The organism is Cupriavidus taiwanensis (assembly GCF_900250075.1).
Lineage (GTDB): Bacteria > Pseudomonadota > Gammaproteobacteria > Burkholderiales > Burkholderiaceae > Cupriavidus > Cupriavidus taiwanensis_C.
The window spans coordinates 1395820-1422115 of record NZ_LT977070.1 but is presented as its reverse complement, the minus strand read 5'-3'; the positions used below and the strand labels follow the sequence as shown (position 1 = coordinate 1422115).

General features: G+C 68.9%; 25 protein-coding genes. 15 read left to right on the top strand and 10 right to left on the bottom strand.

Features of this window, described 5'->3' with window-relative positions; translation table 11 throughout:
* Positions 1-54 precede the first annotated feature (54 nt).
* The 3 genes from CBM2588_RS06615 to CBM2588_RS06605 all read left to right on the top strand — a co-directional run bounded on the left by CBM2588_RS06615 (position 55) and on the right by CBM2588_RS06605 (position 2974).
* Positions 55-1041 carry a tripartite tricarboxylate transporter substrate binding protein BugE gene (locus tag CBM2588_RS06615; protein WP_115679867.1) on the top strand — a complete coding sequence of 329 codons (987 nt, stop codon included), beginning with the start codon at positions 55-57 and terminating at the stop codon, positions 1039-1041.
* Between the two features lie 14 nt (positions 1042-1055).
* The gene (locus CBM2588_RS06610; RefSeq protein ID WP_115679866.1) at positions 1056-1943 is read left to right on the top strand and encodes an N-formylglutamate amidohydrolase; all 888 of its coding nucleotides are present in this window, start codon (positions 1056-1058) and stop codon (positions 1941-1943) included.
* Between the two features lie 233 nt (positions 1944-2176).
* Entirely contained in the window at positions 2177-2974 is a 798-nt protein-coding gene (locus CBM2588_RS06605; RefSeq protein WP_439897427.1) for a BspC domain-containing protein, read from the top strand.
* Between the two features lie 82 nt (positions 2975-3056).
* Here CBM2588_RS06605 and CBM2588_RS06600 read toward each other — a convergent pair whose 3' ends face one another.
* Both CBM2588_RS06600 and yaaA read right to left on the bottom strand, forming a co-directional pair.
* Positions 3057-4190 (bottom strand): M14 family metallopeptidase, encoded by a 1134-nt coding sequence (locus CBM2588_RS06600; RefSeq protein ID WP_115679865.1) that lies wholly within the window; start codon positions 4188-4190, stop codon positions 3057-3059.
* A gap of 38 nt (positions 4191-4228) precedes the next feature.
* Entirely contained in the window at positions 4229-5014 is a 786-nt protein-coding gene (yaaA, locus tag CBM2588_RS06595) for a peroxide stress protein YaaA (protein ID WP_115681424.1), read from the bottom strand.
* Between the two features lie 49 nt (positions 5015-5063).
* Between yaaA and CBM2588_RS06590 the strand changes: the two genes are divergently transcribed.
* Complete coding sequence (locus tag CBM2588_RS06590) at positions 5064-5612, top strand: PIN domain-containing protein (protein ID WP_115679864.1); 549 nt, start codon at positions 5064-5066, stop codon at positions 5610-5612.
* Positions 5613-5687: 75 nt separating this feature from the next.
* A complete protein-coding gene (locus CBM2588_RS06585) occupies positions 5688-6860 on the top strand; it encodes a pyridoxal phosphate-dependent aminotransferase (protein ID WP_115679863.1) in 1173 nt (390 codons plus the stop codon).
* 109 nt (positions 6861-6969) lie between these two features.
* Here the strand turns inward: CBM2588_RS06585 and CBM2588_RS06580 are convergent, their stop codons facing one another.
* Positions 6970-7611, bottom strand: coding sequence for a glutathione S-transferase (locus tag CBM2588_RS06580; RefSeq protein WP_115679862.1), 642 nt, complete (start codon positions 7609-7611; stop codon positions 6970-6972).
* A 187-nt stretch (positions 7612-7798) separates the two neighbouring features.
* Between CBM2588_RS06580 and CBM2588_RS06575 the strand changes: the two genes are divergently transcribed.
* The 4 genes from CBM2588_RS06575 (at position 7799) to CBM2588_RS06560 (ending at position 12083) form a co-directional block, all read left to right on the top strand.
* The gene (locus tag CBM2588_RS06575; protein WP_115679861.1) at positions 7799-9322 is read left to right on the top strand and encodes a 3-hydroxyacyl-CoA dehydrogenase; all 1524 of its coding nucleotides are present in this window, start codon (positions 7799-7801) and stop codon (positions 9320-9322) included.
* A 42-nt stretch (positions 9323-9364) separates the two neighbouring features.
* On the top strand, positions 9365-10144 hold the full coding sequence (locus CBM2588_RS06570; RefSeq protein WP_115679860.1) for an oxepin-CoA hydrolase, alternative type: 780 nt from the start codon (positions 9365-9367) through the stop codon (positions 10142-10144).
* A 73-nt stretch (positions 10145-10217) separates the two neighbouring features.
* Complete coding sequence (locus CBM2588_RS06565) at positions 10218-10946, top strand: histidine phosphatase family protein (protein ID WP_115679859.1); 729 nt, start codon at positions 10218-10220, stop codon at positions 10944-10946.
* A gap of 60 nt (positions 10947-11006) precedes the next feature.
* Positions 11007-12083 (top strand): phosphotransferase, encoded by a 1077-nt coding sequence (locus CBM2588_RS06560; RefSeq protein WP_115679858.1) that lies wholly within the window; start codon positions 11007-11009, stop codon positions 12081-12083.
* A gap of 226 nt (positions 12084-12309) precedes the next feature.
* On the opposite strand, the gene ggt is transcribed toward CBM2588_RS06560, so the two are convergent.
* On the bottom strand, positions 12310-14190 hold the full coding sequence (ggt, locus tag CBM2588_RS06555; RefSeq protein WP_115679857.1) for a gamma-glutamyltransferase: 1881 nt from the start codon (positions 14188-14190) through the stop codon (positions 12310-12312).
* 206 nt (positions 14191-14396) lie between these two features.
* Between ggt and CBM2588_RS06550 the strand changes: the two genes are divergently transcribed.
* The 3 genes from CBM2588_RS06550 to CBM2588_RS06540 all read left to right on the top strand — a co-directional run bounded on the left by CBM2588_RS06550 (position 14397) and on the right by CBM2588_RS06540 (position 18005).
* On the top strand, positions 14397-16121 hold the full coding sequence (locus CBM2588_RS06550; RefSeq protein ID WP_115679856.1) for a vWA domain-containing protein: 1725 nt from the start codon (positions 14397-14399) through the stop codon (positions 16119-16121).
* Positions 16122-16251: 130 nt separating this feature from the next.
* Positions 16252-16812, top strand: coding sequence for a sigma-70 family RNA polymerase sigma factor (locus CBM2588_RS06545; RefSeq protein ID WP_231942114.1), 561 nt, complete (start codon positions 16252-16254; stop codon positions 16810-16812).
* Positions 16809-18005, top strand: a complete 1197-nt coding sequence (locus CBM2588_RS06540) for a hypothetical protein (protein WP_115679854.1) — start codon at positions 16809-16811, stop codon at positions 18003-18005. The genes CBM2588_RS06545 and CBM2588_RS06540 overlap by 4 nt, the downstream gene beginning before the upstream one ends.
* Before the next feature lie 19 nt (positions 18006-18024).
* On the opposite strand, the gene CBM2588_RS06535 is transcribed toward CBM2588_RS06540, so the two are convergent.
* The gene (locus CBM2588_RS06535; protein ID WP_115679853.1) at positions 18025-19233 is read right to left on the bottom strand and encodes a CAP domain-containing protein; all 1209 of its coding nucleotides are present in this window, start codon (positions 19231-19233) and stop codon (positions 18025-18027) included.
* Between the two features lie 224 nt (positions 19234-19457).
* Positions 19458-20426 (bottom strand): LysR family transcriptional regulator, encoded by a 969-nt coding sequence (locus CBM2588_RS06530; RefSeq protein WP_115679852.1) that lies wholly within the window; start codon positions 20424-20426, stop codon positions 19458-19460.
* Positions 20427-20604: 178 nt separating this feature from the next.
* Between CBM2588_RS06530 and CBM2588_RS06525 the strand changes: the two genes are divergently transcribed.
* A complete protein-coding gene (locus CBM2588_RS06525) occupies positions 20605-21867 on the top strand; it encodes an acyl-CoA dehydrogenase family protein (protein WP_115679851.1) in 1263 nt (420 codons plus the stop codon).
* A 166-nt stretch (positions 21868-22033) separates the two neighbouring features.
* Positions 22034-22726, top strand: coding sequence for a glutathione binding-like protein (locus tag CBM2588_RS06520; protein WP_115679850.1), 693 nt, complete (start codon positions 22034-22036; stop codon positions 22724-22726).
* A gap of 35 nt (positions 22727-22761) precedes the next feature.
* Here CBM2588_RS06520 and CBM2588_RS06515 read toward each other — a convergent pair whose 3' ends face one another.
* Positions 22762-23607, bottom strand: a complete 846-nt coding sequence (locus CBM2588_RS06515; protein WP_115679849.1) for a hypothetical protein — start codon at positions 23605-23607, stop codon at positions 22762-22764.
* 296 nt (positions 23608-23903) lie between these two features.
* On the opposite strand from CBM2588_RS06515, the gene CBM2588_RS06510 reads away from it, so the two are divergent.
* On the top strand, positions 23904-24323 hold the full coding sequence (locus tag CBM2588_RS06510) for a helix-turn-helix domain-containing protein (protein ID WP_231942112.1): 420 nt from the start codon (positions 23904-23906) through the stop codon (positions 24321-24323).
* Here the strand turns inward: CBM2588_RS06510 and ureG are convergent.
* The 3 genes from ureG to ureE are packed head-to-tail and all read right to left on the bottom strand — an operon-like array spanning position 24320 to position 26273.
* Positions 24320-24949, bottom strand: coding sequence for an urease accessory protein UreG (gene ureG, locus CBM2588_RS06505; RefSeq protein WP_115679847.1), 630 nt, complete (start codon positions 24947-24949; stop codon positions 24320-24322). The two genes, CBM2588_RS06510 and ureG, sit on opposite strands and share 4 nt — an antisense overlap.
* Positions 24950-24963: 14 nt before the next feature.
* Positions 24964-25656 (bottom strand): urease accessory protein UreF, encoded by a 693-nt coding sequence (locus CBM2588_RS06500; RefSeq protein WP_115679846.1) that lies wholly within the window; start codon positions 25654-25656, stop codon positions 24964-24966.
* Positions 25656-26273, bottom strand: a complete 618-nt coding sequence (gene ureE / locus CBM2588_RS06495; RefSeq protein WP_115679845.1) for an urease accessory protein UreE — start codon at positions 26271-26273, stop codon at positions 25656-25658. The genes CBM2588_RS06500 and ureE overlap by 1 nt, the downstream gene beginning before the upstream one ends.
* Positions 26274-26296: the final 23 nt, after the last annotated feature.

Sequence of the window (26296 nt, the reverse complement as noted above, 5' to 3'; positions counted from 1 at the left end):
CAGAATCGTGAAGACGCCTTTGTCTCTTCCTTGATACCTTTCGCCACAAAGATCATGCAACGTCGCCACCTGCTCCGCGTCCTGGCCGCCACCTCGGCCGCCCTCGCCACCGGCCTGTCGTTCAGCGCCGCCGCCCAGTCCGGCTACCCCACCAAGCCGATCACGCTGGTGGTGCCGTTCCCCGCAGGCGGCACCACCGACATCGTCGCGCGCATCGTCGCCGACAAGCTCGGCCAGCAGCTGGGCCAGGCCGTGGTGGTCGACAACCGCGGCGGTGCCGGCGGCAGCATCGGCACCACCTTCCTGTCCAAGGCCGCGCCGGACGGCTATACGCTGGGCATCGCCACGGCCTCGACCCACGGCATCAATCCGGCGGTCTACCCGCGACTGTCCTACGATGCCACCAAGGACTTCACCCCCATCACCAACCTGGCCTCGGTGCCGAACGTGATGAGCATCCATCCGTCGGTCAAGGCCACCGACATGAAGTCGTTCATCGCGCTAGCGCAGGCGCAGCCCGGCAAGCTGGCCTATGGCTCGGCCGGCAACGGCAGCGTCTCGCACATGATGGGAGAACTGTTCAAGCTGAGCAGCAAGACCGAACTGCTGCACGTGCCGTACAAGGGCGTGGGCCCGGCGCTGAACGACGCGCTGGCCGGCCAGGTGCAGGTGCTGTTCGACAATCTGCCGTCGTCGCTGCCGTTTATCGAAGGCGGCAAGCTGCGCGCGCTCGCGGTGGCGGCACCCAAGCGCGTGGCCGCGCTGCCCAATGTGCCGACCTTCGCCGAACTCGGCCTGGGCGAAGTCAACGACGCCGCCTGGTTCGGCCTGATCGCGCCGGCCAACCTGCCGGCCGACCTGCAGACCAAGCTGCATGCCGCCGCGGTCAAGGTGCTGGCACTGCCGGAAGTCAAGGCCAAGCTGGAGAAGCTCGGCGCCACCCCGGTAGGCGACACCCCGGCGCACTTTGCCGCGCAGATCAAGACCGAAGTGGCCAAGAACAAGCGCGTCGCCGCCGCCGCCAAGATCTCGCTCGACTGAACGCAACGCACACCATGACCGACACCGACCGAACCATCGCGGACAGTCCGTTCTGCCTGTACCAGCCCGAGGGCGAGCCCGCGGCGCTGTTCCTGGACTCGCCGCACAGCGCGACCACCTACCCGACGGACTTCCGCCCCGATCCCGCGCTGCCGCTGCCGCTGCTGCGCCAGGCCGAGGACACCTTTGTCGACGAGCTCTACGCCGGTGCCCCGGCGCGCGGCATCCCGCTGCTGTGCGCGGGTTTTCCGCGCAGCTACCTCGACGCCAACCGCGCGCTCGAGGAAATCGACGAAGCTTTGCTCGACGCGCCCTGGCCCGGCGCGAAGCAGGAGACCGCCAAGACCCGTCTGGGCAAGGGCCTGGTCTGGCGCGTGCTGGACACCGGCGAAGCCATCTACGACCGCAAGCTGAGCGTGGCCGAGGTGCAGGCGCGCATCGAACGCTGCTACCTGCCCTACTACGCGCAGCTGCAGAAGCTGGCCGAGCGCGCCGTCGCCAGCCATGGCAGCGCCTGGCATATCAACTGCCATTCGATGCCCAGCCATGCCGCGCCGTTCGCGACTGAATTCCCCGGACTGGAGCATCCGGATTTCGTCGTCGGCGACCGCGACGGCACCACCTGCGACAAGCGCTTCACCGACCGGGTCGAGGGGCTGCTCAAGGAGATGGGTTACGAGGTCTGGCGCAACCACCCGTACAAGGGCGTCGAGATCGTGCGTGTGGTCGGACAGCCGCAGGCCGGCCGCCACAGCCTGCAGCTGGAGGTCAACCGCAAGCTCTACATGGACGAGGCCGGCCTCACGCATACCGCCGGCTTTGCCAAGCTGCGGCACGACCTGAACAGCCTGCTCGACGAACTGCTGCGCTTTACGCGCGCGATGCCGTCGCGCGTGGCCTGAAAAACCCTGTGCCCCGCCGCCGGGGCCAGCTTCGGAAACTGCGAGCCCGCGCCGGGGTCACTTGGCGCGGGTGTTAGCGTGTCGGCCAGGCTTTAGAAGAATGGGTAACAAGATTTAGGAACTTTGGCAGATGGGTTTCCTCTATCATGGCAATCCTTTGCGAACCCATCCTGGCCGCCGGCCCCTGGCGCCGGCAGGCAATCCCAGGCACACACGCTCACAACGCTAACACCGTGATCCGACGAATCTCCGCAATGCTCGGCAGCCGGCTGCGCATGGTGGCCGCCGCCGTAGCCGGTGCGATCGCGCTGGCAGGCTGCGCCAACCTGCCGGACGAAGCCGCCGGCACCGCTGCCAGCCCGGCGCCGTCCCCTGCAACCGCCGCACCCGCCCCGGTACCCGCCCGCCCCGCAGCTCTCCCCGCCCCGGCCGCTTCCACTTCGCCTCCCATCAAGACCATCAACCTGCCCGACCGCGGCCGCGTCAGCCTGTCCGAGTACCGCGCGCGCATGCGCGAGCAGCTGATGAAGACCGAGAACGCCAGCAGCGACGTGGCCGACTGCGCCGCGCACGCCAGCTGGGTGGTGCCGCGCTCGGCCACCTACGATGCGCTGAAGATCCCCACCGGCGCGCTCGCAGCGGGGCAGGCCACCACCGAACCCTGGAGCGGGCGCTTCTCGCCGGGCAAGCAGGCGGTGCCGGTCAGCTCGGTGGTCACCTTCGCCGCCACCGCGCACAAGCGCACGGGCAGCGACGACTGGCAGCCGGTGAAGGTGCGCTGCGGCTATGACGACGGCATGATGCTGGCGTACGAGCTGCTCGACAGCAGCGGCGCCACCATCAGCGAACCCGCGGCCGCGCCGGCGGTGCCCACCGCCACGCGCACGTCGGCCAGCAAGAGCCGCAAGGGGGCCAAGGGCAAGAGCACGGCGTCGAAGTCCGGCAAGGCCTCGGCATCGAAGTCGGTAAAGTCGAGCTCGGCCAAGTCGACGTCGGCCAAGGCGACCAGCAAGAGCAAGAAGAAGCAGTAGGCCCTCCGTTCGAGCGCTTGTGTTCTCGCCTCTTCCGCTTGCGGGAGAGGCGAGAAAACCACCAGCGTGCCGATGCCCCGGCTCAGCCCAGATAATCCAATATCGCCTGCAGCATCGCCGTTCCCAGCAGCGCGCTGCGCGCCCCGTTCCAGCCGACCGCCGGATCCGGCAGGTCGGCGTTGTCCTTGAACGGCATCTCCAGCGTCAGCGCCAGGCAGCCGAAGGTATGGCCGATGTACTTGGACGCCAGCTTGAGCGCGTCGGCGTTGTACTTGCTGGCGGCGTAGCCGTGCACGTCCTGGAAGTCCGGCGAGGCCCGCTTGAAGGCCTCGATAAAGCGCTGCTGCTCGCGTCGGCGCGCTTCGGTAAAGCCCGGCAGCATCTCGCTGCCGGCGACGAAGTTGTACGGCAGGCCCTCGTCGCCATGGATATCGAAGAACATGTCGCAGCCGCTGGCTTCGATCGCGCGGCGCACGTGATAGACCTCGGGGCTGGTCTCCGGGCTCGGCGCCATCCATTCGCGGTTCAGGTTGGCACCCGCGGCGTTGGTGCGCAGGTTGCCGCGTGCCGAGCCGTCGGGATTCATGTTCGGCACGATATGGAACACCGCGCGCTCGAGCAGCTTGCGCGCGACCGGGTCGCCCGCCCACACGCCGGTGCCGGTCAGCCGCTGCAGCACGCCCTCGACGAACCACTCGGCCATGCTCTCGCCCGGGTGCTGGCGCGCGATCATCCAGATGGTGGACTTGCCCGGTCCCGGCTCGCCGATGGTGACGCGCGTCATGTCGCGCCCGTCGACGGTGCTGCCCAGGTGCGACAGCCGCGCCAGGGGCGAGCGCTGGCAGCTCGCCAGCAGCGACAGGTGGCGCTCGTCCGGATAAGGCTCGAAATACGCGAACCAGATGCTGTCGTGCTCGGGCGTGACTTCCACCGTCATCACCTGACCGTCGAAACGCGTCGGCACGCGGAACCAGTTGGCGCGGTCGTACGACGCCACCGCGCGGTAGTCGCGCCAGCCGTCCGGATAGGTGCAGTCGCCCGCGTTCAGGAAATGCATGCGGCAGGCCTGCCCGGCCGCGCCCTGCAGCCGGAAATGGAACCACTGGCGGAAGTCGGCGTGCGAGTCGGCACGGATGCGCAGGCGGATATCGTCGGCGCGGTCGAGCGCCTCGACCTCGATGGCACCGGAATCGAAATGCGAAGAGATATGCAGCATGGCTGGCGGTCTCGTGGCGATGGGTTCAGGACGCGTGGTCAGTCTTCGAGGCGACGGCGGAACACCCAGCGGGTCGCGTCCGAGGCCGTCTGGTCGAAGGCATAGCCGTCTTCGGCGAAGCGCTTGAGCTTCTCCGGCTCGGTCACGCGGTGCGTCACGGCGTAGCGCGCCATGGTGCCGCGCGCGCGCTTGGCGTGGAACGAAATGATCTTGTAGCGGCCGCCCTTCCAGTCCTCGAACACCGGCGTGACGATGCGCGCCTGCAGCACCTTGGGCCGCACCACCTTGAAATACTCTTCCGAGGCCAGGTTGACCAGCACCGGCGCGCCCTCCTGCTTGAGCTGCGCCATGTCGGCGTTAAGCAGCTGCGTGACGTCGTCGCCCCAGAACGCGTACAGGTCCTTGCCGGCGGCATTGTCCAGGCGCGTGCCCATTTCGAGCCGGTACGGCTGCATCCAGTCCAGCGGGCGCAGCACGCCGTACAGACCGGACAGGATGCGCAGGTGTTTCTGCGCAAAGCCAAGCTCGTCGGCCGACAGCGATTTCGCGTCGAGGCCGTCGTAGACATCGCCGTTGAAGGCCAGCACCGCCTGCTTGCTGTTGGCCGCGGTGAAGGTCGGCGACCAGTCGGCGTAGCGCGTCACGTTGAGCACCGCGAGCTTGTCCGAGATGTCCATCAGCGCGCCCACGTCCTGCGGCGCCAGCCGGCGCAGGCGTTCGATCAGCGCGGCGGAACGGTCGATGAAGCGCGGCAGCGTGTGGGTCTTGATGCGGGCGGGAGTCTCGTAGTCCAGCGACTTGGCGGGAGACAAAACGATGAGCATGGCAAAATCGCGGCAGTAGCCAAGGACAAACAAGCCCAGATTGTAGCGAATGCGCCTCGACACCACCGCAACCACCCCGCCCGCCGGCACTGCCGGGGACGCCGGCCGCCCCGCCGGCATCACATCCGCGCCGCGCGTGGTGCTGGATTCCAATATCTGGGTGGACCTGCTGGTCTTCCAGGACCCGCATGTCGAGCCGATCCGCGCCGCGCTGGAAGCCGGCACCATCGCCCCGGTGATCCGAGCCGACTGCCGCGAGGAGCTGCGCCGGGTGCTGGCCTATCCGCAATTTGCCCGTTTTGAAATCGATATCGGCGCCGCGCTCGCCACCGTCGACCGCCTCGCCAGCCTGGAGGCGCTGCCGCCCCAGGCCGACTGCGACGCGCTGCGCCTGCCGCGCTGCAAGGACACCGACGACCAGAAGTTCGTCGAGCTGGCCCACTTTGCCGGCGCCGCCTGCCTGGTGTCGAAGGACAAGGCCGTGCTCAAGCTGCGCAGCCGCCTGCGCCGCAGCAGCGGCGTGGAAGTGATGACGCCGCCGGCATTCGGCGCCTGGCTGGCCGCGCTGGGCCCGGCCACGGCGGCCGATCCGCTTTAGAATGGCGGCTCGCGCCGCCGCCGTGCCGCACGTGCCCGCGCGCCTCCCGTTCCCATCGCATCGACACCCTGCCCTATGTCCGCAGACACCACGTTCGCCCCACTGACGCCGCCGCCGTCGCGCCTGCCCAACGTCGGCACCACCATCTTCACCGTGATGTCGGCGCTCGCCGCCGAAAAGAACGCGGTCAACCTGGGCCAGGGCTTCCCCGACTTCGACTGCGACCCGAGCATCGTCGATGCCGTGGCCGGTGCCATGCGCGCCGGCCATAACCAGTACCCGCCGATGGCGGGCGTGCCGCGCCTGCGCCAGGCCATCGCCGCCAAGATCGCCAGCCTGTATGGCCACCAGTACAGCTGGGACAGCGAGATCACGGTCACCGCGGGCGCCACGCAAGGCATCCTGACCGCGATCCTGTGCGCGGTGCATCCGGGCGACGAGGTGATCGTGCTGGAGCCGTGCTACGACAGCTACCTGCCGGCGATCGAACTGGCCGGCGCCACCGCGGTGCCGGTCGCGCTGGAAGCTCCCGCGTTCCGCGTGCCCTTCGACAAGCTCGCCGCCGCGATCACGCCGCGCACGCGCATGATCCTCATCAACACGCCGCACAACCCCACCGGCACGATCTGGCGCGCGGGCGACATGGACCAGCTGGCGCAGATCCTGGCCGGCACCGACATCCTGCTGCTGTCGGACGAGGTCTACGAACACATGGTTTACGATGGCCAGCAGCATGAATCGGTGTCGCGCCATCCCGAACTGGCGCGCCGCAGCTTCGTCATCTCCAGCTTCGGCAAGACCTATCACGTGACCGGCTGGAAGGTCGGTTACGTGGCGGCACCGGCCGCACTGATGGCGGAGTTCCGCAAGGTGCACCAGTTCAACGTGTTCACGGTGAACACGCCGGTGCAGCACGGCCTCGCCGGCTACATGGCCGATGCCGCGCCTTACCTGCAGCTGTCGGCGTTCTACCAGGCCAAGCGCGATTTTTTCCGCGCGGGTCTGGCGGGCTCGCGCTTCAAGCTGCTGCCGTCGGACGGCACGTATTTCCAGTGCGTCGACTATTCCGCCATCTCGGACCTGAGCGAGGCCGACTTCGCCATGTGGCTGACGCGCGAGATCGGCGTGGCCGCGATTCCGGTCTCTGCCTTCTATTCGCAGCCGCGCGAATCGGGCGTGGTGCGCTTCTGCTTCGCGAAGAAGGAAGAGACGCTGGCGCTGGCGCTGGAGCGGCTGGGGAAGCTTTGAAGTGAGTCGAAAACGCCCGCGGATCGCGGGCGTATTTGCATCTGAGAGCGGTGTTTCTCGCCTTTCCCGCAAGCGGGCGAGGGAGTACACAAGCGGCAAGCCGAACCCCTTACTTCCTCCGGCTCAACATCAGCTCGGTATTCGCCTTGCGGTCCGCATTGACCTTCTGCACCGACTCGCGCTGTGACAGCGTCTTCAGGTAGTCCTTGACCGGCAGTTCCGCCAGCATGTCGGTGCCGTAGATGATCTTGGTGCATGACGACACCAGCGGCAGGTGCACCGCGGCGGCGCAATCGGCCAGCGTGAAGCGGTCGCCGGCGATGTACGGCGAAAACTTCGCCAGGCTGGCGAAGGCGGGGATATAGCGGCTCAGCAGCTTGTGCTGGCGCTCCTTGACACCGTCGCTGACCTTGCCGCCGAAGAAGGCCTCCGGGTACAGCTCGCGCGCGGTCAGCTCCAGGTAGAGCTCCAGGAACACGATGATCTCGCGCACCTTGGCGGCCTGGTACGGGTCGGCCGGCAGCAGCGGCGTCTGCGGATACGCCGCTTCGACGTATTCGGCGATGGCCTCGGACTCGCACAGCGGGCCGGATTCGGTGATGATGTAGGGCACCTTGCCCGCCGGCGAGGCCGCCGGGTCGGTCTCGCCGATCCAGGCCAGCACCTCTTCGAACGGCACGTTCTTTTCCAGCAGCGCCAGCTTCACTTTGTTGTAGTAGTTGCTGGCGGCAAATCCGCAGAGCTTCAGCATGTCGTCTGTCTCCGTTATGGGATGGGTTCCCGCATCGAATCGCGCGGAACGGGGGATTGTGGACCATCCGGCGTCTGCAGTGAACCGGCTGGCCGATCAGCGCACGCGGCCTGCCCCGCCGGTCTGTCGCGGAAGGTGCAAAAAACGTACGATCGTGCTAATTTAACCACAACTTTTGGGACGAATGATGAGCACTTTCACCATCGATACGCTGGGTATCGTCGGCACCGGCGCCATGGGCCGGGGCATCGCGCAGATCGCCGCGCAGGCAGGCCTGACCGTCAACCTGTACGACGCCAACCCGCAGGCGGTGGAAGCCGCGCGCAAGTACCTGCAGGACACGCTGGCCAAGCTCGCCGACAAGGGCAAGCTCAGCGCCGCCGACGCCGAGGCCGCGCTGGCCCGCGTCAAGCCCTGCGGCGCCCTGGAAGACCTGGCCGGCTGCGACATGGTGCTCGAAGCCATCGTCGAGAAGCTGGAGGTCAAGCGTGACCTGGTGGCCAAACTCGAAGCCATCCTGCGCGAAGACGCCATCATCGCGTCGAACACCTCGTCGCTGTCGATCACCGCGATCGCGGTCGGTTCGAAGCACCCCGGCCGCATCGCCGGCTATCACTTCTTCAACCCGGTGCCGCTGATGAAGGTGGTCGAGGTCATCGACGGCCTGTCCGGCAACCCCGCGGTGGGCGACGCGCTGATGGCGCTGTCGCGCCGCATGGGCCATACGCCGGTGCGCTGCAAGGACATGCCGGGCTTTATCGTCAACCATGCCGGCCGCGGCATGAATATCGAAGGCCTGAAGGCGGCGCAGGAAGGCGTGGCCGGATTCGCCGACATCGACAACATCATGCGCGAGCAGGCCGGCTTCCGCATGGGGCCGTTCGAGCTGATGGACCTGACCGGGCTGGACGTGTCGCACCCGGTGATGGAATCGATCTACAACCAGTTCTACCAGGAGCCGCGCTACCGTCCGTCGCCGATCACCGCGATCCGCGCGGTCGGCGGGCTGATCGGGCGCAAGGCCGGCGCCGGCTTCTACGCCTACGCCGATGGCCAGAAGCAGGTGCCGGCCGCCGCCGCGGCGCCAGGCGCGCGCCCGTCGAGCGTGTGGGTCAGCCACGCCAGCGAGCGCGGCCACGCCATGGTCACCAAGCTGCTGGGCACGCTCGGCGTGACCCCGGAAGGCGGCAACCAGCCCTCGGCCGACGCGCTGATCATCGTCACGCCGCTGGGCCTGGACGCCACCACCAGCGCGCTGCAGCAAGGCCTGGACCCGGCCCGCACCGTGGCCATCGACACGCTGCTGCCGTTCGAGGCCACTAAACGCCGCACGCTGATGACCACGCCGGCCACCAGCGCCGCCGCGCGCGACGCCGCGCACGGCCTGTTCGCCAGCGACGGCGTGCCGGTCACGGTGATCCGCGACTCCGCCGGCTTCGTTGCCCAGCGCGTGCTCTGCTGCATCATCAATATCGCCAGCGACATCGCGCAGCAGCGCATCGCCACGCCGGCCGACATCGACCTGGCCGTGAACCTGGGCCTGGGTTACCCGAAGGGCCCGCTGGCGCTCGGCGACGCGGTCGGTCCGCAACTGGTGCTGGAAACGCTGCGCAACATGGAAGCGCTGACCGGCGACATGCGCTATCGCCCGAGCCCGTGGCTGTGGCGCCGTGCCGGCCTGGGCCTGTCGCTGCTGGCCGAAGAGCAGTAACCGGCCCGTCGTCCGCCTCCGCCCTCACCGAGCCCCCCGCCCATGCCCGCACAGCTGCTTTCCCACCGCGTCGATTCGACGCTGGTGCTGACCATCTCGAACCCGGAGGCGCGCAATGCGCTGCACCCGGACATCTACGCGGCCTCGCAACAGGCGCTGGAACAGGCCGCGGCGGATGACTCGCTGCGCGCGGTCATCATCACCGGCGCCGACGGCATCTTCTGCGCCGGCGGCAACCTGAACCGGCTGCTGGGCAACCGCAGCCAGCCGCCCGAGGTGCAGGCCGCCAGCATCGCGCTGCTGAACGGCTGGATCGAGTCGCTGCACGCCTTTCCCAAGCCGATCATCGCGGCGGTGGAAGGCGCTGCCGCCGGCGCGGGCTTCTCGGTGGTGCTGGCTTGCGACTTCGTGGTGGCGGCGCGCGATGCCAAGTTCGTGATGGCCTACGTCTCGGTGGGCCTGACGCCGGACGGCGGCGGCTCGTACGAGATCGCACGCGCACTGCCGCGGCCACTGGCCAGCGAGCTGATGATGGAAGGCAAGCCGGTCGACGCCGCCCGGCTGGCGCAGTTCGGGCTGGTCAACCGCGTCACCGAGCCGGGCCAGGCGCTGGACGAAGCGCTGCGCCTGGCATCGGGCCTGGCGCGGCAGTCGCCGCATGCGGTGGGCCGCATCAAGGCGCTGATCAACCATGCCGCCACCGCGTCGCGCGCCGAGCATCTGCTGGCCGAGCGCGACAGCTTCGTGGCCGCGCTGCACCACCCCGACGGCGGCGAAGGCATCAGCGCCTTCCTGGAGAAGCGCAAGCCGCAATACCGCTGATCCGCGCGGGCGGATCATCCACACGGCGAGCCCGCGCAGACGGGCATGCCGGCACAATGCAAGGAGACCACGCATGGAATTGCCGCCGTCCTCGCGTCGCCGCATCTACCTGATGCGGCATGGTGCCGTGTCTTACTTCGACGACGCCGGCCGCCGCACCGCCCTGCCCGAGCTGGTGCCGCTGAACGAAACCGGCCGCATGCAGGCCACCGCCGCCGGCCGCGCCTTTGCGGCGGAGCAGATCCGCTTCGACCGCGTCATCGTCAGCGGCCTGCCGCGCACGGTCGAGACCGCACAGCGCGTGCTGGCCGAGCTGCCGGAGATGGACGGCATCGCCCCCGAAGTCTGGCCGGAACTGCAGGAAATCCGCGGTGGCGACCTGGCCGCGATCGCCAGCGAGGACCTGCGCGATGCCTTCGTCGGCGCCTTCGAAGGCGAGGTGCCGGAACACAAGCGCTTTCTCAACGGCGAGACCATCGGTGCCTTCCTGGACCGCGTGCTGCCCGCGCTGGCGCGACTGCGCGACGACCCCGACTGGGATACCGTGCTGATGGTGCTGCATGGCGGCACCAACCGCGCCATCCTGTCGCAGGCCATCACCTGCGGGCGGCGCGTGTTCTTCGGCTCGCTGCTGCAGACCGCCGGCTGCATCAATGTGCTCGACATGGGCGACGGCCCGCTCGACTGGGTGGTGCGCATGACCAACTATTCGCCGCCCACGCCCGTGCACAGCGGCTCGCGCCACACCACCATGGAAGTGCTGCTGCACCAGTATTTGCGCGGACGCCAGCCGCCCGGCTGAGCTTCCCCGCCCCCGAATTTCCTCATCGAACCCGAACAGAAAACACCCAACGGAGACAGCATGACCAGCAACGTATCGCACTTCGAAGGCACGCGCCCGGTGGCCGAGCAGCAGCGTTTCGACACCGCCGCGCTGGAAGCCTGGATGCGCCAGCACGTGGAGGGCTTTGCCGGCCCGCTGACCGTGGAGCAGTTCAAGGGCGGCCAGTCCAACCCGACCTTCAAGCTGGTGACGCCGGGGCAGACCTACGTGATGCGCGCCAAGCCCGGCCCCAAGAGCAAGCTGCTGCCGTCGGCGCACGCGATCGAACGCGAGTACCGCGTGATGGCCGCGCTGGCCGGCACCGATGTGCCGGTGGCGCGCATGTATGCGCTGTGCGAGGACGAATCCGTGATCGGGCGCGCCTTCTACATCATGGAATTCGTCGCCGGACGCGTGCTGTGGGACCAGTCGCTGCCGGGCATGGGCACGGCCGAGCGCAGCGCCATCTACGACGAGATGAACCGCGTCATCGCCGCGCTGCACTCGGTCGACTACAACGCCATCGGCCTGGGCGACTACGGCAAGCCCGGCAACTACTTCCAGCGCCAGATCGAGCGCTGGACCAAGCAGTACAAGCTGTCCGAGACCGAATCGATTCCGGCCATGGACGCGCTGATGGACTGGCTGCCGCAGCATATCCCGCAGGAAGACGCCGACCTGACCTCGATCGTGCATGGCGACTACCGCCTCGACAACCTGATGTTCCACCCGACCGAGCCGCGCGTGCTGGCGGTGCTGGACTGGGAATTGTCCACGCTGGGCCACCCGATGGCCGACTTCAGCTACCACTGCATGAGCTGGCATATCGCCCCGGGCCAGTTCCGCGGCATCGCCGGCCTCGACTTCGCCGCGCTCGGCATCCCCGACGAAGCCAGCTACCGCCGCCTGTACGAGCAGCGCACCGGCCGTCCCATCACCGGCGACTGGAACTTCTACCTGGCCTTCAGCATGTTCCGCATCGCCGGCATCCTGCAGGGCATCATGAAGCGCGTGGTCGACGGCACCGCCTCGTCGGCACAGGCCACCGACGCCGGCAAGCGCGCGCGGCCGATGGCCGAGATGGGGTGGGAGTATGCGAAGAAGGCGAAGGGCTGAGGGCTGAGGGCTGAGGGCTGAGCCGAATAGAGTAAGGCCTTGCCGATGATTTGCCCCCCTCTCCCGCTTGCGCGAGAGGGGCTGGGGGAGAGGGCAGGCACTGGCATACCGGCACGTCTCACTTCGTCGCTACTCCCGCCCTCTCCCCAACCCTCTTCCGCAAGCGGGAGAGGGAGTACACAGTCGGCATCTGGCAGACTGTGCAGCACGTAGCACGCCGCCAGTCTCAATCCCCCAACGCCACCCCCTCACGCCGCGGATCCGCCCCGCCTGCCCACACCGTCTTCCCATCCGGCTCCTGGCGGCGCACGATCGCCTGCGTGCCGCTGGTCATTTCGATCTGCGTCACCTGGTGGCCGCGCGCCTGCAGTGCCTGCACCAGCCCCGGCGACACCAGACCTTGCTCCACTTCGGTCGGGCCGTTGCGGCTGCCGAAGTTGCCCATGCCGATCGCCGCCTGCGGGTCCAGGTTCCAGTCGAGCATGCCGACCAGGGCCTTGGATACGTACTCGATGATCTGCGAGCCGCCCGGCGAACCGACCGTTGCCACCAGCTGGCCGCTCTGGCGGTCGAACACCAGCGTCGGCGCCATCGACGAGCGCGGGCGCTTGCCCGGCTGCACGCGGTTGGCCACCGGCTTGCCGTTTTCGCTGGGCACGAAGGAGAAGTCGGTGAGCTGGTTATTGAGCATGAAGCCGCGCACCATCAGATGCGAGCCGAAGTACGACTCGATCGTGGTGGTCATCGAGATGGCGCCGCCGCGGTCGTCGACCGCGACGATCTGCGAGGTCGAAACGCGCGGCGGCGAGCGGTCCGGCGCGTAGGCCAGCGTGGCGCCCGGCGGCGTGCCCGGCTGGGCCTTGCCCATGCTCTGCTCGCCGATCAGATCGGCGCGCGCGGCAAGGTAGGAAGGGTTGACCATGCCGCTCACGTCGACCGGCACGAAATCCGCATCGGCGACGTACAGGCCGCGGTCGGCATAAGCCAGGCGGTCGGCCTCGGCAATCGCATGGACGGCATCGGGATGGGCTTCCAGCTGCGCCGGCGTGTTCACGGCCTGCGGCTTTAGCGACGCCAGCGCGTATTTGGGATTCTTGGTTTCCAGCGCCTGCAGCGTGCCGAGGATCTGCGCGATGGCGATGCCGCCCGACGACGGCGGCGGCATGCCGCAGACCTTATAGCGCTTGTAGTCGGTGCATACCGGCACGCGCTGCTTGGCGCGGTAGCTGCCCAGGTCGGCCAGCGACAGCGAGCCGGCATTGCTGCCGTTGTTGACCTTGGCGACGATGTCGCGCGCGATCGGGCCGCCGTAGAGCACGCCCGCGCCGCGCCGGGCTATGTCGCGCAGCGTCTGCGCCAGCTTCGGGTTCTTCAGCACCGTGCCGGCCGGCTTGGGCTTGCCCTGGGCATCGAGGAAATAGGCGGCCATCTCCGGCGAACCGGCCAGGAACTTGTCCGCCGCGACCTGCGTGTAGAGCCGCTGCGAGATCGGGAAGCCCTTCTCCGCCAGCTCGATGGCGGGCTGGAACAGCCTGGCCCAGGGCAGGCGGCCGTGCTTGCGGTGGACCATCTCCAGCGCGCGCATCACGCCGGGCGTGCCGACCGAGCGCCCGCCGATCTGGGCCTCGCTGAACGACATGGGCTTGCCGTCCGGGCGCATGAACAGGTTTTCGGTGGCGCCGGCGGGAGCGGTCTCGCGGCCGTCGAAGGCCTGCACGTTCTTGCCGTCCCAGTACATGATGAAGGCGCCGCCGCCGATGCCGGTGGCCTGCGGCTCGACCAGCGTCAGCACCGCCTGCATGGCAATGGCGGCATCGATGGCCGAGCCGCCCTGGCGCAGCATGGCGCGCCCGGCCTCGGTGGCGAGCGGATTGGCCGCGGCTGCCATATGGCGCTGCGCGTAGACGGTGGTCATGCCGGGGCGGTAGCCGGAGGCCACCTCCGGCGCAGGGGGCATCGCCGCCGGCGGAGTCGCCGCTGCCGGCGCAGTGGAGGCCGCCGGGGTGGCAGGGCCTTCGCCCGGGGTACCACAGGCACCGAGCAGCGCCGACAGGGCCAGCGCCAGCGCGCCGCGCCACGCCATCGAAGTGAGGTCTGGGTGAGCCATGCGATATCTCCGGCAGAAAGATCCAACGATTGTAGTGTCGATCGGAGCATCCCGCGAGGACGGAAGTCTGGCGCCAGACACATCCGCCCCCTGGCAGCGGGCACGAAAAAATATTTCGCCCGCCTCAACCCCACTCGTCCGCGTGGCCCGTTACATCGACAAGCCTTCACGCCAACGCCCTGCCCGCGGCCTTCCAGGAGAACAACATGCAACCACGCGCACCGGTCCTTCTTGCCAGCCTTCCTGCCGCCCTGGCGCTTGTGCTGGCCGCTTGCGGGGGCCCCTCGCGGCCGCTGCCAGAGCAGACTTCCCAGCCGGCGTCGCCGGCGATGGCCCCGGCGCCGCGCCCCGACCATGACCACGCCGCCAGGGCAGCCCAGTCCAAACCCATCGCGGAAATGCACAGCATCGAACCGCACGCCACGCTGGCAATGCCGCACCCTTACCCGTTGCCCGCACCCGCCCCGGAAGAGCGCGAACGCTACGGCGCCATCGACGAGAACGGCGTCCGGCTGGTGGCCCAGGCGCCGGTGTCCACTTTCAGCATCGATGTCGATACCGGCAGCTACAGCAACGTGCGGCGCCTGCTCAATGCCGGCCGCGTGCCGCCGGCCGATGCGGTGCGCGTGGAAGAACTGCTGAACTACTTCCCCTACGACTATGCCCAGCCCGCCGACGGCCGCCCGTTCGCCGTCCACACCGCGCTGGCGCCGGCACCCTGGCACCCGTCCAATGTGCTGCTGCGCATCGGCATCAAGGGCAAGGACGTGGCCAGCGGCGCGCTGCCCGCAGCCAACCTGGTGTTCCTGGTCGACGTGTCGGGCTCGATGAACTCGCCGGACAAGCTGCCGCTGCTGAAGTCCTCGCTCAAGCTGCTGGTGAACCAGTTGCGCGCGCAGGACCGCATCACGCTGGTCACCTACGCCGGCAGCACGCGCGTGGCGTTGCCGCCCACGCCGGGCAGCGACAAGGCCGCGATTGGCGCCGCCATCGACCAGCTGGTGGCGGGCGGCAGCACCGCCGGCGCCAGCGGCATTGCGCTGGCCTACCAGGCCGCGCAGCAAAGCTATATCGCCGGCGGCATCAACCGCGTGCTGCTGGCCACCGACGGCGACTTCAACGTGGGCGTGACCGACTTCCGCCAGCTCAAGAGCATGGTCGAGGACAAGCGCAAGTCGGGGGTGTCGCTGTCGACGCTGGGCTTCGGCACCGGCAACTACAACGAGCAGCTGATGGAGCAGCTGGCCGATGCCGGCGACGGCGCCTACTCCTACATCGACAACCTGATGGAGGGCAACAAGGTGCTGGTCAGCGAGATCAGCTCGACGCTGGCGACGATTGCGCGCGACGTGAAGATACAGGTCGAGTTCAACCCGGCCACGGTCACCGAGTACCGGCTGATCGGCTATGAGAACCGCATGCTGGCGCGAGAGGATTTCAACAACGACAAGGTCGACGCCGGCGATATCGGCGCGGGCCATACCGTGACCGCGCTGTACGAGCTGACGCTGGCGGGGCAGCCCGGGCTGGTCGACCCGCTGCGCTACCAGCGCGCGGCGCCGGCGCCGGCGTCGGGGCGCGCTGGCGAACTGGCGCATGTGCGGCTGCGCTACAAGCTGCCGGCGGCCAGCACCAGCCAGTCGCTCGATGTTACCGTGGCGCGGCAGGCGCTGCGCCCGCTGGCCCAGGGCGACGACGACTTCCGCTTCGCCGCGGCGGTGGCCGGCTTCGGCCAGGTGCTGCGCGGCGGCAGGTTCACCGGCGACTGGCGCTACGCCGACGCGCGCGCACTGGCGCAAGGCGCGCGCGGCGCCGACCGCTTCGGCTACCGCGGGGAATTCGTCAAGCTGGTGGACCTGGCGCAGAGCCTGGCCACGATCACGCCGGCTGCCTCCGGTGGCATCGACCCGGCCACGCGTGCGGCCCGTTGAGCCCCGCATAAGCCGCCACGCAGCGCAGGGCGGTGCGGATTGTCGCGCCGCCTGGCACTCTCCTATACTCGGGCGCATGCAGGCTTCCGACCCCGCTCCTTCCTCCGCCCCCGGTGCCGCACTGGCGGCAATGCCCGACCACGACCTGATGCTGCTGGTCGCGGGCGGCATCATCGAGCAGCCGGTCACCGAGCTGTTCCGCCGGCATAACGCCGGCCTCTACAACTACCTGGCCTGGCTGTGCCAGGGCAATACCGGCGAAGCCGAGGACCTCGCGCAGAAGACCTGGGTCAAGCTGATGACCCGCTGCGGCGACTACCAGCCGAGCGCGGCGTTCCGCACCTTCCTGTTCCAGATCGCGCGCAATGCCTGGCTCGACCAGTTGCGCAGCGCCGATGCGCGCCAGCGCGACGCGCTCGACGACCACCTGCCCGAACTGCCCGCCGACGACCTCTCGCCGGAAGCCGAACTGCAGCTGCGGCAGCATGCGCAGCACGTCCACCGCGCGCTGCTGCAGTTGCCGGTCACGCAGCGCGAAGTGGTGGTGCTGCGCTTCTTCAGCAATATGAGCGTCGAAGAGATTGCCGCGATGCTGGGCGAGAAGTTCGAGACCGTGAAGAGCCGGCTGCGCTATGCGTTCGCGCGCCTGCGCGCGGACCTGGCCGGCAGCGTGCCGGAGTCGGGGCCATGAGCGCGGGCAATGCCGCATCGCAGGCGGCCGAACGTTTCATCGCGGGCGAGGACCGGCTCGCGGCCCTGCTGAAAGCACTCCCGCCCTACCCGCCGCCGGCGGCACTGGAAGCCGCCGTGCTTGCTGCCGCGCGCGCCGCGCAGGAGCAAGCCGGGCGCCACCAGGCCGACGCCGCGGCACTGCCCTTTGCCGCGCCGCCGGCGCTGGCCGCGGCCGTGCTGGAAGAAGCCGCGCGCCTGCAGGCGGCCCAGTCGGCGCGGCGCGATGCGGTGCTGGCACGGGTGGCCGCCGGCGCCGCCGCGGAGGACGTGCTCGGCGCGCGCCTCGGTCCGGATGCGGCGGCGTGGCTGCGGGCACAGGCTGCGGATTCGACACGAAACGCCGCACGACCCGCCACGATGGAGCAGTCCACGCATGCCGCGCGCGCGCGCCGGTGGTGGCGTTCGCTCGGACTGGTCGCCAGCGTTGCGGCGGTGGCCGGGCTGACCACCAGCATCGTGCTGCGGCAGATCGACGATGGCGCGCTAATGCCGGCGGAGACGGCCGAGATGGCGGCGACCGAGATGGCCGCGCCCGCGCCAACGCCGGCAGCGACGGCTGCACCATCGCCGCCCTTGCCGGAAACCGCGGCAGCACCGCCCCCCAAACCCGCAGCCCCGGCCGCCAAGGCAGTTGCACCTGCTGCCCGCCCGGCACCCCGCGCAGCGCCTGACACGGAGGCCACCCGAAGCGTTCCGCGCGAACCCGCGCTGGATAGCGAGGCCCCGGCACAAGCGAACCCGCCTGCGCCGCCCGCGCCGGCGATCGCTGCCGCGCCGCAGGCATCCGCTGACGCAGCCATCGCGGAAGCCGCACCATCGGCGCCCGCGCCTGCCGCACCGTCCGCCTATGCGCGCAAGGCTGTCCCCGCGATGGCTTCGCGCGCACCGGCGGCTGCGTCCGCCCTGACCGTCTCGACCCAGGACGATCCCGCGGCCATCGCGGCGCGCCTGGGCACGGCAGCGCCGCTCAGGCTGTGGGCAGCCGAGCCCGACCATGTGGAGATCCGGGAATGGACGCAACGGCTGTGGCAGGCGATGCCGGCGGGACAGCGCCCGGCCGTGCCGGTTGCGGTGCAGGCCGACCCCGCGCTGGCGGCAGGCCAGGTGCGGATCGAGCTGCGTGGAGAGTTTCCGCCCGGCGCGCCGCAATGAGCGCGCCGCGGCGTGGGGGTCAGCGCGTGGTGAATGACCAGCTCAGGTCCACCGGCTGCGCGCCGAGCCGGCCCGTGACGCGCACGGTATAGCGCTGCTGGCTGGCCAGCGGCGCCATCGGCGTGCACACCGCCAGGCCGCGCGCGGCGCTGCTCAGGCCAGAGGAACGGCTGTCGACCTTGACGCAGTCGACGTTGCTGCCTTGCGCATCGGTGATGACGAAGTTGTCGGCATCGAACTGCAGCGAGGTATTGATCGCCTGCAGCGACACCGGGTAGCCCATGGTGCGGTTTTCATAGCCCGGTGCCGGATTGGGGCTTTCGGTGTTGACCCAGTTGGCCGGCACGTCGTTCTGGCCATCGAACGGATAGGCCACCATCTGGCTGTCGCTGCCGCCCTTGACCCGGTCGGCGAGGTCTACGGTCTGGTAGTAGCTGGCCGAGGTGCCGCTGCCGTTGGCGCCCACGCGCTCGGCAAAGCCGCTGCCGGCCGAGCCATAGCTGCCCAGCAGCGCGGCGCGGTGGAACGGCGCGTCGACCAGGTCCGACACCAGTGCGTCCTTGGGCGACATCGACAGCTGCGCATTGGCCACCGAGGTCCAGCGGTTGGCGCCGGCCACCACTTCGGCGGTGGCATCGGTCGGATACGCGGCCTGGATGCGCTCGTGGGCGGTGGCCCCGGTGTAGCCCGGATTGCCGCTGCTTTCGTCGTGCGTCAGCGTGGCGTTGGCCAGCATGTAGTCCGTATGCGCCTGCGCGGCGGCATTGAGCGGATCGCGCGCGGCCAGCGGCGGCAGGCCCACCTGCTCGCGGCGATAGTTGGCGTAGCACAGCCCGGCGGTGCGCGGCTCTTCGAGCACGCGGTAGTTGCTGACCGCGCTGCCGCGCGCCGGCAGCAGCGAGATGCCGCTGCCCGGTGCGGCGGCGGGGGCGGAACCGCTGACGGTGTAGCAGGCCCCGGCCGTGGTAGTGGTAGAACCAGTCGGGGAGGTCGGCGACGGCGACGTGGCTGCGCTCTGGCCGCCAGCGGGCGCGCTGGCCTGCGCGCCGGCCGGGGTAGATCCGCCAGGCGCGGCACTGGCTGTGGTGCCACCGTCGCCGCCATCGCCGCCGCATGCGGCCAGCGCCAGCGCTGCGGCGGTACAGAGCGTAGTCAGGACCAGCGTGGTGTGCCGCGCGCGGCGCGCGGGCATGGAAGGGCAATCGGCAGGCAAGCGTTTCCCAATCATCGGTCTGAGTCGTCGTGGTGGAGTTCGGCGAATTGGTCTGCCCGGGGGACCCGCGAGCGCGGACAGCCGGCGTGACAACCATCGCGGGCGCCGGGTAGCACTGGCGTGCGATGGCTCTGCCGGGGGCAGAAAGACCGGACGATGGTATGGGCCGAGACCGCGAGGGTCTAGCGCGCGAACAATTGCTTACGTGTGACCCGCGCGCGCCGCACCTAACCTGAATTTCAGGCAGCTGCGGTCCCGTCGGGCGCGGGTCCGCCCGCTGCAGCCACGTCCGCCATGCCGCTGCCGAGCGAGGCCATCACCGCCATCAGCTGCTCGCGCAGCCAGCGGTTGGCGCCGTCGTTCTCGCCGCCCGCGTGCCAGTACAGGTGCAGCTCCAGCGACGGCACCTTGAACGGCAGCGACAGCAGCCGGTTGGCATAGGGCTCGTTGGCGATGCGGGCATAGCGCAACGGCAGCGTGGCGAGCAGGTCGGTGCAGCTGACCACGCGGCACGCCGCGGCGTAGTGCTGGCAGCGCAGCCGCACGCGCCGCGTCAGGCCCATGCGATGCAAGGCCTGGTCCTCCAGGCCGGCGCCGCGGCGGCGCGACGACACATGGACGTGCTCGGCCGCGAGGTAGCGCTCCAGCGTCAGTTCCTTCCTCACCAGCGGATGATCGCGCCGTGCCAGCACCACCATCGGGTCGGCCATGAACGGCGCATGGTGGATCGCCGGCGACACCGGCAGCAGGATGTCGAGCGCGGCGTCGAGCGTGCCGGCCAGCAGTTCCGATTCCATCTCGCGGCGGTCGAAGCGGATTGCGGCAATTTCCACCTGCGGCGCCACCGCGGTGACGCGGCTCATCAGCGGCGGCAGCAGCGTCGACTCGAGCGCGTCGCGCATGCCGATGGTGAAGCGGCGCACGGTGTTGGTGGGATCGAAGTGCGGCGTGTCCTGCAGCGTGCGCGCGAACGATTGCAGCGCGCTGCGCACCTCGGCCGCCAGCGAGCGGGCCAGCGGCGTGGGCGCCATGCCCTGCCCGCGCCGCTCGAACAGCGGATCGTCGAACAGCGTGCGCAGCCGCCCCAGCGCGTGGCTGACCGCCGGCTGCGTCAGGTTGAGCTGGCGCGCGGCCGCGGTGATGCTGCCTTCGCTGTAGATGGCGTCGAACACGACGAAGAGGTTGAGGTCGATGCGGGAGAGCTGCATGCTGGTGATTCTGGCACGGAATGCAGGGAATTGATACTGGCAAATCCAGAAAATTCATTTTTCTAATTACCGGCTTTCAGATAGAGTGCATTGCATCGGCAAGGTTTATTGCCCGAAGACCCAGCCAACCGGCGCCGGCGGCCGCCCGCGCCCACCGATCCCGTAGCGAGGAGACCACATGGATTTCGAGTACAGCCCGAAGGTCAAGGAGATGCAGGCCAAGCTGCTGGCCTTCTTCGACCAGCACATCTATCCGAACGAAAAGCGCTTCGCCGAGGAGATCGACGCCAACCGCCGCGCCGGCAACGCCTGGATCCCAACCAAGGTGATCGAGGAACTGAAGCCGCTGGCGCGCGAGGCCGGCCTGTGGAACCTGTTCCTGCCGCGTTCGCCGCGCGCCCCGCAAGGCCTGTCGAACCTGGAATACGCCACGCTGTGCGAGATCATGGGCCGGGTGCCCTGGTCGGCCGAGGTGTTCAACTGCGCCGCGCCCGACACCGGCAACATGGAGACGCTGGAGCGCTATGCCTCCGAGGAACTGAAGGACAAGTGGCTGGAGCCGCTGCTGGCCGGCGAGATCCGCTCGGCCTTCCTGATGACCGAGCCGGCGGTGGCCTCGTCGGACGCGACCAATATCGAATGCCGCATCGAGCGCGATGGCGACCACTACGTGATCAACGGCACCAAGTGGTGGTCGTCGGGCGCCGGCGACCCGCGCTGCAAGGTCTATATCGTGATGGGCAAGACCGATCCCGAGGCCGGCCGCCATGAGCAGCAGTCGATGGTCGTGGTGCCGGCCGATACCCCGGGCATCACCATCAAGCGCTTCCTGCCGGTATTCGGCTACGATGACGCGCCGCACGGCCACATGGAGATCGAGCTGAAGAACGTGCGCGTGCCGGTCTCGAACATCCTGCTGGGAGAAGGCCGCGGCTTCGAGATCGCGCAGGGCCGCCTCGGCCCGGGGCGCATCCACCACTGCATGCGCAGCATCGGCGTGGCCGAGCGCGCGCTGGAACTGCTGTGCAAGCGCGCGCTGTCGCGGGTGGCGTTCGGCAAGCCGGTGTCGGCCCAGGGCGTGACCCAGGAGCGCATCGCCGAGGCCCGCTGCGAGATCGAGATGGCGCGCCTGCTGACGCTCAAGGCCGCGTACATGATGGACACGGTCGGCAACAAGGTGGCCAAGGCCGAGATCGCCATGATCAAGGTGGTGGCCCCCAACGTCGCGCTGAAGGTCATCGACTGGGCCATCCAGGTCCACGGCGCCGCCGGCGTTTCCAGCGACTTCCCGCTGGCCAACTGGTGGGCGCACCAGCGTACGCTGCGCCTGGCCGACGGTCCGGACGAGGTGCACCGCAACGCCATCGCCAAGCTGGAACTGGCCAAGCACATGAACGTCAACCCGGACACCATCAAGATGCCGGTGGCGCGCGGTTTCTGAGCGCCCCGGAGCACCCGGAAGCGCCGGCGGGGGCCCGCCCCTGCCGGCATTGTGGAAAACGCGCAGCCGGCCTGCGCGTTTTTTTCTTCTGTGCTTAAATCGCGCGGTTCGCCACGTCGGTGGTCGATGTGGCCGTTCCCATGAAAGCAGCCAGGAGATCCCTGCAATGATCGACGTCTACACCTGGGCCACGCCCAATGGCCACAAAGTCCACATCATGCTGGAGGAGTGCGGACTGGAGTACCGGGTCCATCCGATCAACATCGGCGCCGGCGACCAGTTCGGCGAAGACTTCCTGAAGATCAGCCCCAACAACAAGATTCCCGCCATCGTCGACCCGGACGGTCCCGACGGCAAGCCGATCTCGCTGTTCGAATCGGGCGCCATCCTGCTCTACCTGGCCGGCAAGACTGGCAAGTTCCTGCCCGAGGACGTGCGCGGCAAGTACGAGACGCTGCAGTGGCTGATGTTCCAGATGGGCGGCGTGGGCCCGATGCTGGGCCAGGCGCACCACTTCCGCATCTATGCGCCCGAGCAGATCGAGTACGCGGTCAACCGCTACACCAATGAGGCGAAGCGCCTGTACGGCGTGATCGACACGCAGTTGTCGAAACACGAATGGCTGGCCGGCGACCAGTACACCATCGCCGACATCGCCACCTTCCCGTGGCTGCGCAGCTGGCAGAACCAGGGCGTGGAGCTGGACGACTACCCGCACCTGAAGCGCTGGTTCAACCAGATCGCCGAGCGTCCGGCGGTCAAGCGCGGCGTCGAGGTGCTGGCCAGCGCGCGCAAGGCGCTGCAGGACGACAAGGCGCGCGAAGTGCTGTTCGGCGCCACGCAGTACAAGCGCCACTGAAAGGCAAGCGGCGGCCACCGCGGCCGCCGCGCTCATCAGGCCAGCGCCAGCGCCGCGCGCGCCACGGCGTGGCCATCCGCGCGCCGGCCGCCGCGGGCGTCCACCCCATCATGCGGCGCAGCGCCAGCGCCGAAGCAGCACAGCAGGCCAGTGCCCGGCACCAGCACGTCGAGCCGGCATGACTCGTGCGCGTCCGGCGCGTAGAGCGCGCCGGGCTGCAGGAAGGCCATGTCACCGCCGCTGCGCACCAGCGCGCCATGCCAGTGCAGGGCGAGCGCGCCCCGGTAGCACAGCGCCCAGCGCAGGCCGCGCGCCTGCAGGTGCCGGCCCCAGTCATCCACCGAGCCATCCAGCTGCACAAACTCCGGGCGCATGCCCTGCTGCGCCTGCCAGTCATCCGCTTCCAACACATCCGCCAGCGCATGCGGCGCGGCCACGCCATCGGCATCGGCCCCGGCACCGACGGGCGCAATGGCGCCCAGCCCGCACTGCCATGCGCCCGCGGGCATCGCCACGGGGCGCGAGGCCTCGACCGGGGCTTGCGGCACCGCGCGCACAAGGATGGTGTCGGCGACCGCCTGCACCTGCATCGGCACACGGTGCGCGGGCGCGAACAGTTCGCCGCCGCCCACCAGCAAGCTGCCGCGGCCGGGCGAAGACAGCCGCAGGCCACCGCGCAGGCAACCCCACCATTCATGGCAATCCGCTGAAAATTCGGGCTGGCGCTCGCCGGCGCAGAGGAAGATGTAGTCGCAGGTGCAGCCGAGACCGGCAGCGGCGGCAAGCAGGCGAGGCTGGAATCCGGGAAGGAAATCCGACGGCGCGTGACGGTCGGCATCGATGGCGCGCATGCGCGCCTCGAACAGCGAGAAGATCTGCATGGCAATCCCCCTGCAGGGCGACAGGCGCGCTGCGCCTGTCCGCGCAGCCGGCGCACGCATGGCGGCGTGACGCGCGGTCTTGCGCAATAACCCGTCTGGCGCGGCGCTGCGAGGCAGGCCGTCCGGTTGATGCCATCGTGCCGCGCCATTGCCTGGCGCGCCCCTCAGTTTGCGGATCGGACACCGATAGTGAGGATGAGGATAAGTTGTCGTGGGCTCAAGGTCAAACCCTTAGCCTCAGACCACTCCGAACTTTTGTTGAACCCATGACCTCTCGAAATCTCAGACTTTTCGGATTGCATCTCGCCTGGCTACGCAAGCAACGAGGCTGGTCCCAGGAGACGCTTTCGCTCGAAAGCGGACTGTCGCGCTCGTACCTCAGCGGCATTGAAAGCGGCAAGCGCAACCTGGCGCTGGCCAACATCTGCAGGCTCGCCGAGACCCTCGCCGTGCCCACCGCCGAGATGCTCGACTTCAGCCGCCACGACGCCAGCCAGCTGCAGGTCGAGCAAGCGCGCGCGCCGTTCGGCAACCGCCAGCGCGCGGCAATCGAGGCCACCATGCACCACATGGCCGAGCTGACCGAGCCCGAGCTGAACCTGGTGGCCGCGGTGGCGCGGGCGCTGGCGGGCAAGGGCAGCTTCCGCCCGTCGCTCGGGCACGGCAGCTCCGGCACCAGGCCGGCACCCGATGCCGACGCGACCCCGGAAGGCTAGAGCCCCAGCATGCCCTGCCGTTCGATGAAGCCGATCACCTGGTCCAGCCCCTGTCCGGACTTGACGCTGCCCATCACGAACGGCCGGCTGCCACGCATCTTGCGCGCATCGCTTTCCATCACCGGCAGCGATGCGCCCACATACGGCGCCAGGTCGGTCTTGTTGATCACCAGCAGGTCGGACTTGGTGATGCCGGGGCCCCCCTTCCTAGGAATCTTCTCGCCCCCGGCGACGTCGATCACGTAGATCGTAAGATCAGAAAGTTCCGGGCTGAAGGTCGCAGCCAGGTTGTCGCCGCCGGACTCGATGAAGACCACGTCGGCATCCGGGAAGCGCGCCAGCATGCGATCCACCGCTTCCAGATTGATCGATGCGTCCTCGCGTATCGCGGTGTGCGGGCAGCCGCCGGTTTCCACGCCCAGGATGCGCTCGGCCAGCAGCGCGCCGGAGATGGTCAGCAGGCGCTGGTCTTCCTTGGTGTAGATGTCGTTGGTGATCGCGACCAGGTCATAACGGTCGCGCATCGCCTTGCACAGCATTTCCAGCAACGTGGTCTTGCCGGAGCCGACGGGGCCGCCGACGCCGACGCGCAGCGGAGGGTTCTTCTTGGTACGGGCGTGGGTCATGGTGCGGTTTCGGTTCAGGATCGGAACAGCCGGGAGTACTGCGTTTCGTGGCGTGCGCACAGCAGTCCCAGCATCGGTGAAAACGTCGACAGTTGCGGCGGCGTGGCTTCGGCGCGGCGGCAGGCTTCATCGACGGCATCGAGCACGGCGCCATGCAGTCGACGCAGCATGTGCTGCCCCGCCACCTGCCCCAGCGGCACCGCCTTGATCGCCGCGGCCACCTGGTTCTCGGCCCAGTTGAAGCAGTAGGCCGCCAGGCCATCGCGCGCACCGATCTGCAGCGCCACGCAGGCGGCGGTGAACGCGGTCGGCAGGCATACGGGCGACAGCGTGGCCAGCGTGTCGCGCATCGTCGGCGTGCCCCACTCCATCTGCGCGATCAGGCGGGCCAGCGACCAGCCCATCTGCTCGGTCTCCAGCCGCAACTCGGAGGTCTCGCGGGTGGCGTGGAACCAGTCGTTCCAGGTCCGCACCTGCGCGGTGTCGCCCGCCTGCCAGTGGCGGTGCAACAGCAGCCACAGCGGCGCCTCGCATTGCGCCTGGACATGCCGCAGGTTGTCGTGAATCCAGCGCTCGGCAGTCGTGGCGTCATGCACAACGCCGCATTCGATCGCGGCTTCGAGACCTTGCGAATAGCTGAAGCCGCCGATGGGCAAGGCGGGGGATGCGAGGTGCAGGAGGGAGATGAGTTGGTGGAGGTGGGTCATCATACGACGCCTCGCTTCGCGATGGATCCCTCCCCATGGACATGCTCGCCATCATGAGCATGCGAGTGCGAGTGCGAGTGCGAGTGCGAGTGCGAGTGCCCATGATGCTCTTCAAACACCGCCTGCGCCGCCGCATAATCCTCCGCGAACGTAGCGTCATGCCCATGCTTGTGCCCGCCGCCATAAGCGCCCGCTTCGGGCTCGAACGGCAATTCGGCGCGCTCCGCAAGCATGCCCAGCCGCCGCAGCATGTCGGCCAGCACCGCGTCGTATTCGAGCCGCAGGTAGTCGCGCCCGATCTCCACCGGCGTGTGGCGGTTGCCGAGGTGGTAAGCCGCGCGCATCAGCGCGTGCGGGTCTTGCGCGCGCACTTCCAGCACGGACTCGGCCGCGGCCTGGACTTCGACGAAGCTGCCGTCTTCGGCCACCAGCAGGTCGCCGCCGCGCAGCACGGTGCCGCGCGGCAGGAACAGTGCGGCGTCGGCGCCGTTGTCCAGCACCGCGCGCAGGCGGCTCTTGCTGCGGTCAGCGAACGGCAGCACCAGCTTGGGGGCGCGGCGCACCAGCACGCTGGCAATGCCGTGCGGAGCGGCCAGGACTTTATCGATCTTCAGCATGGGCATATCCGCGGCACGGGCCG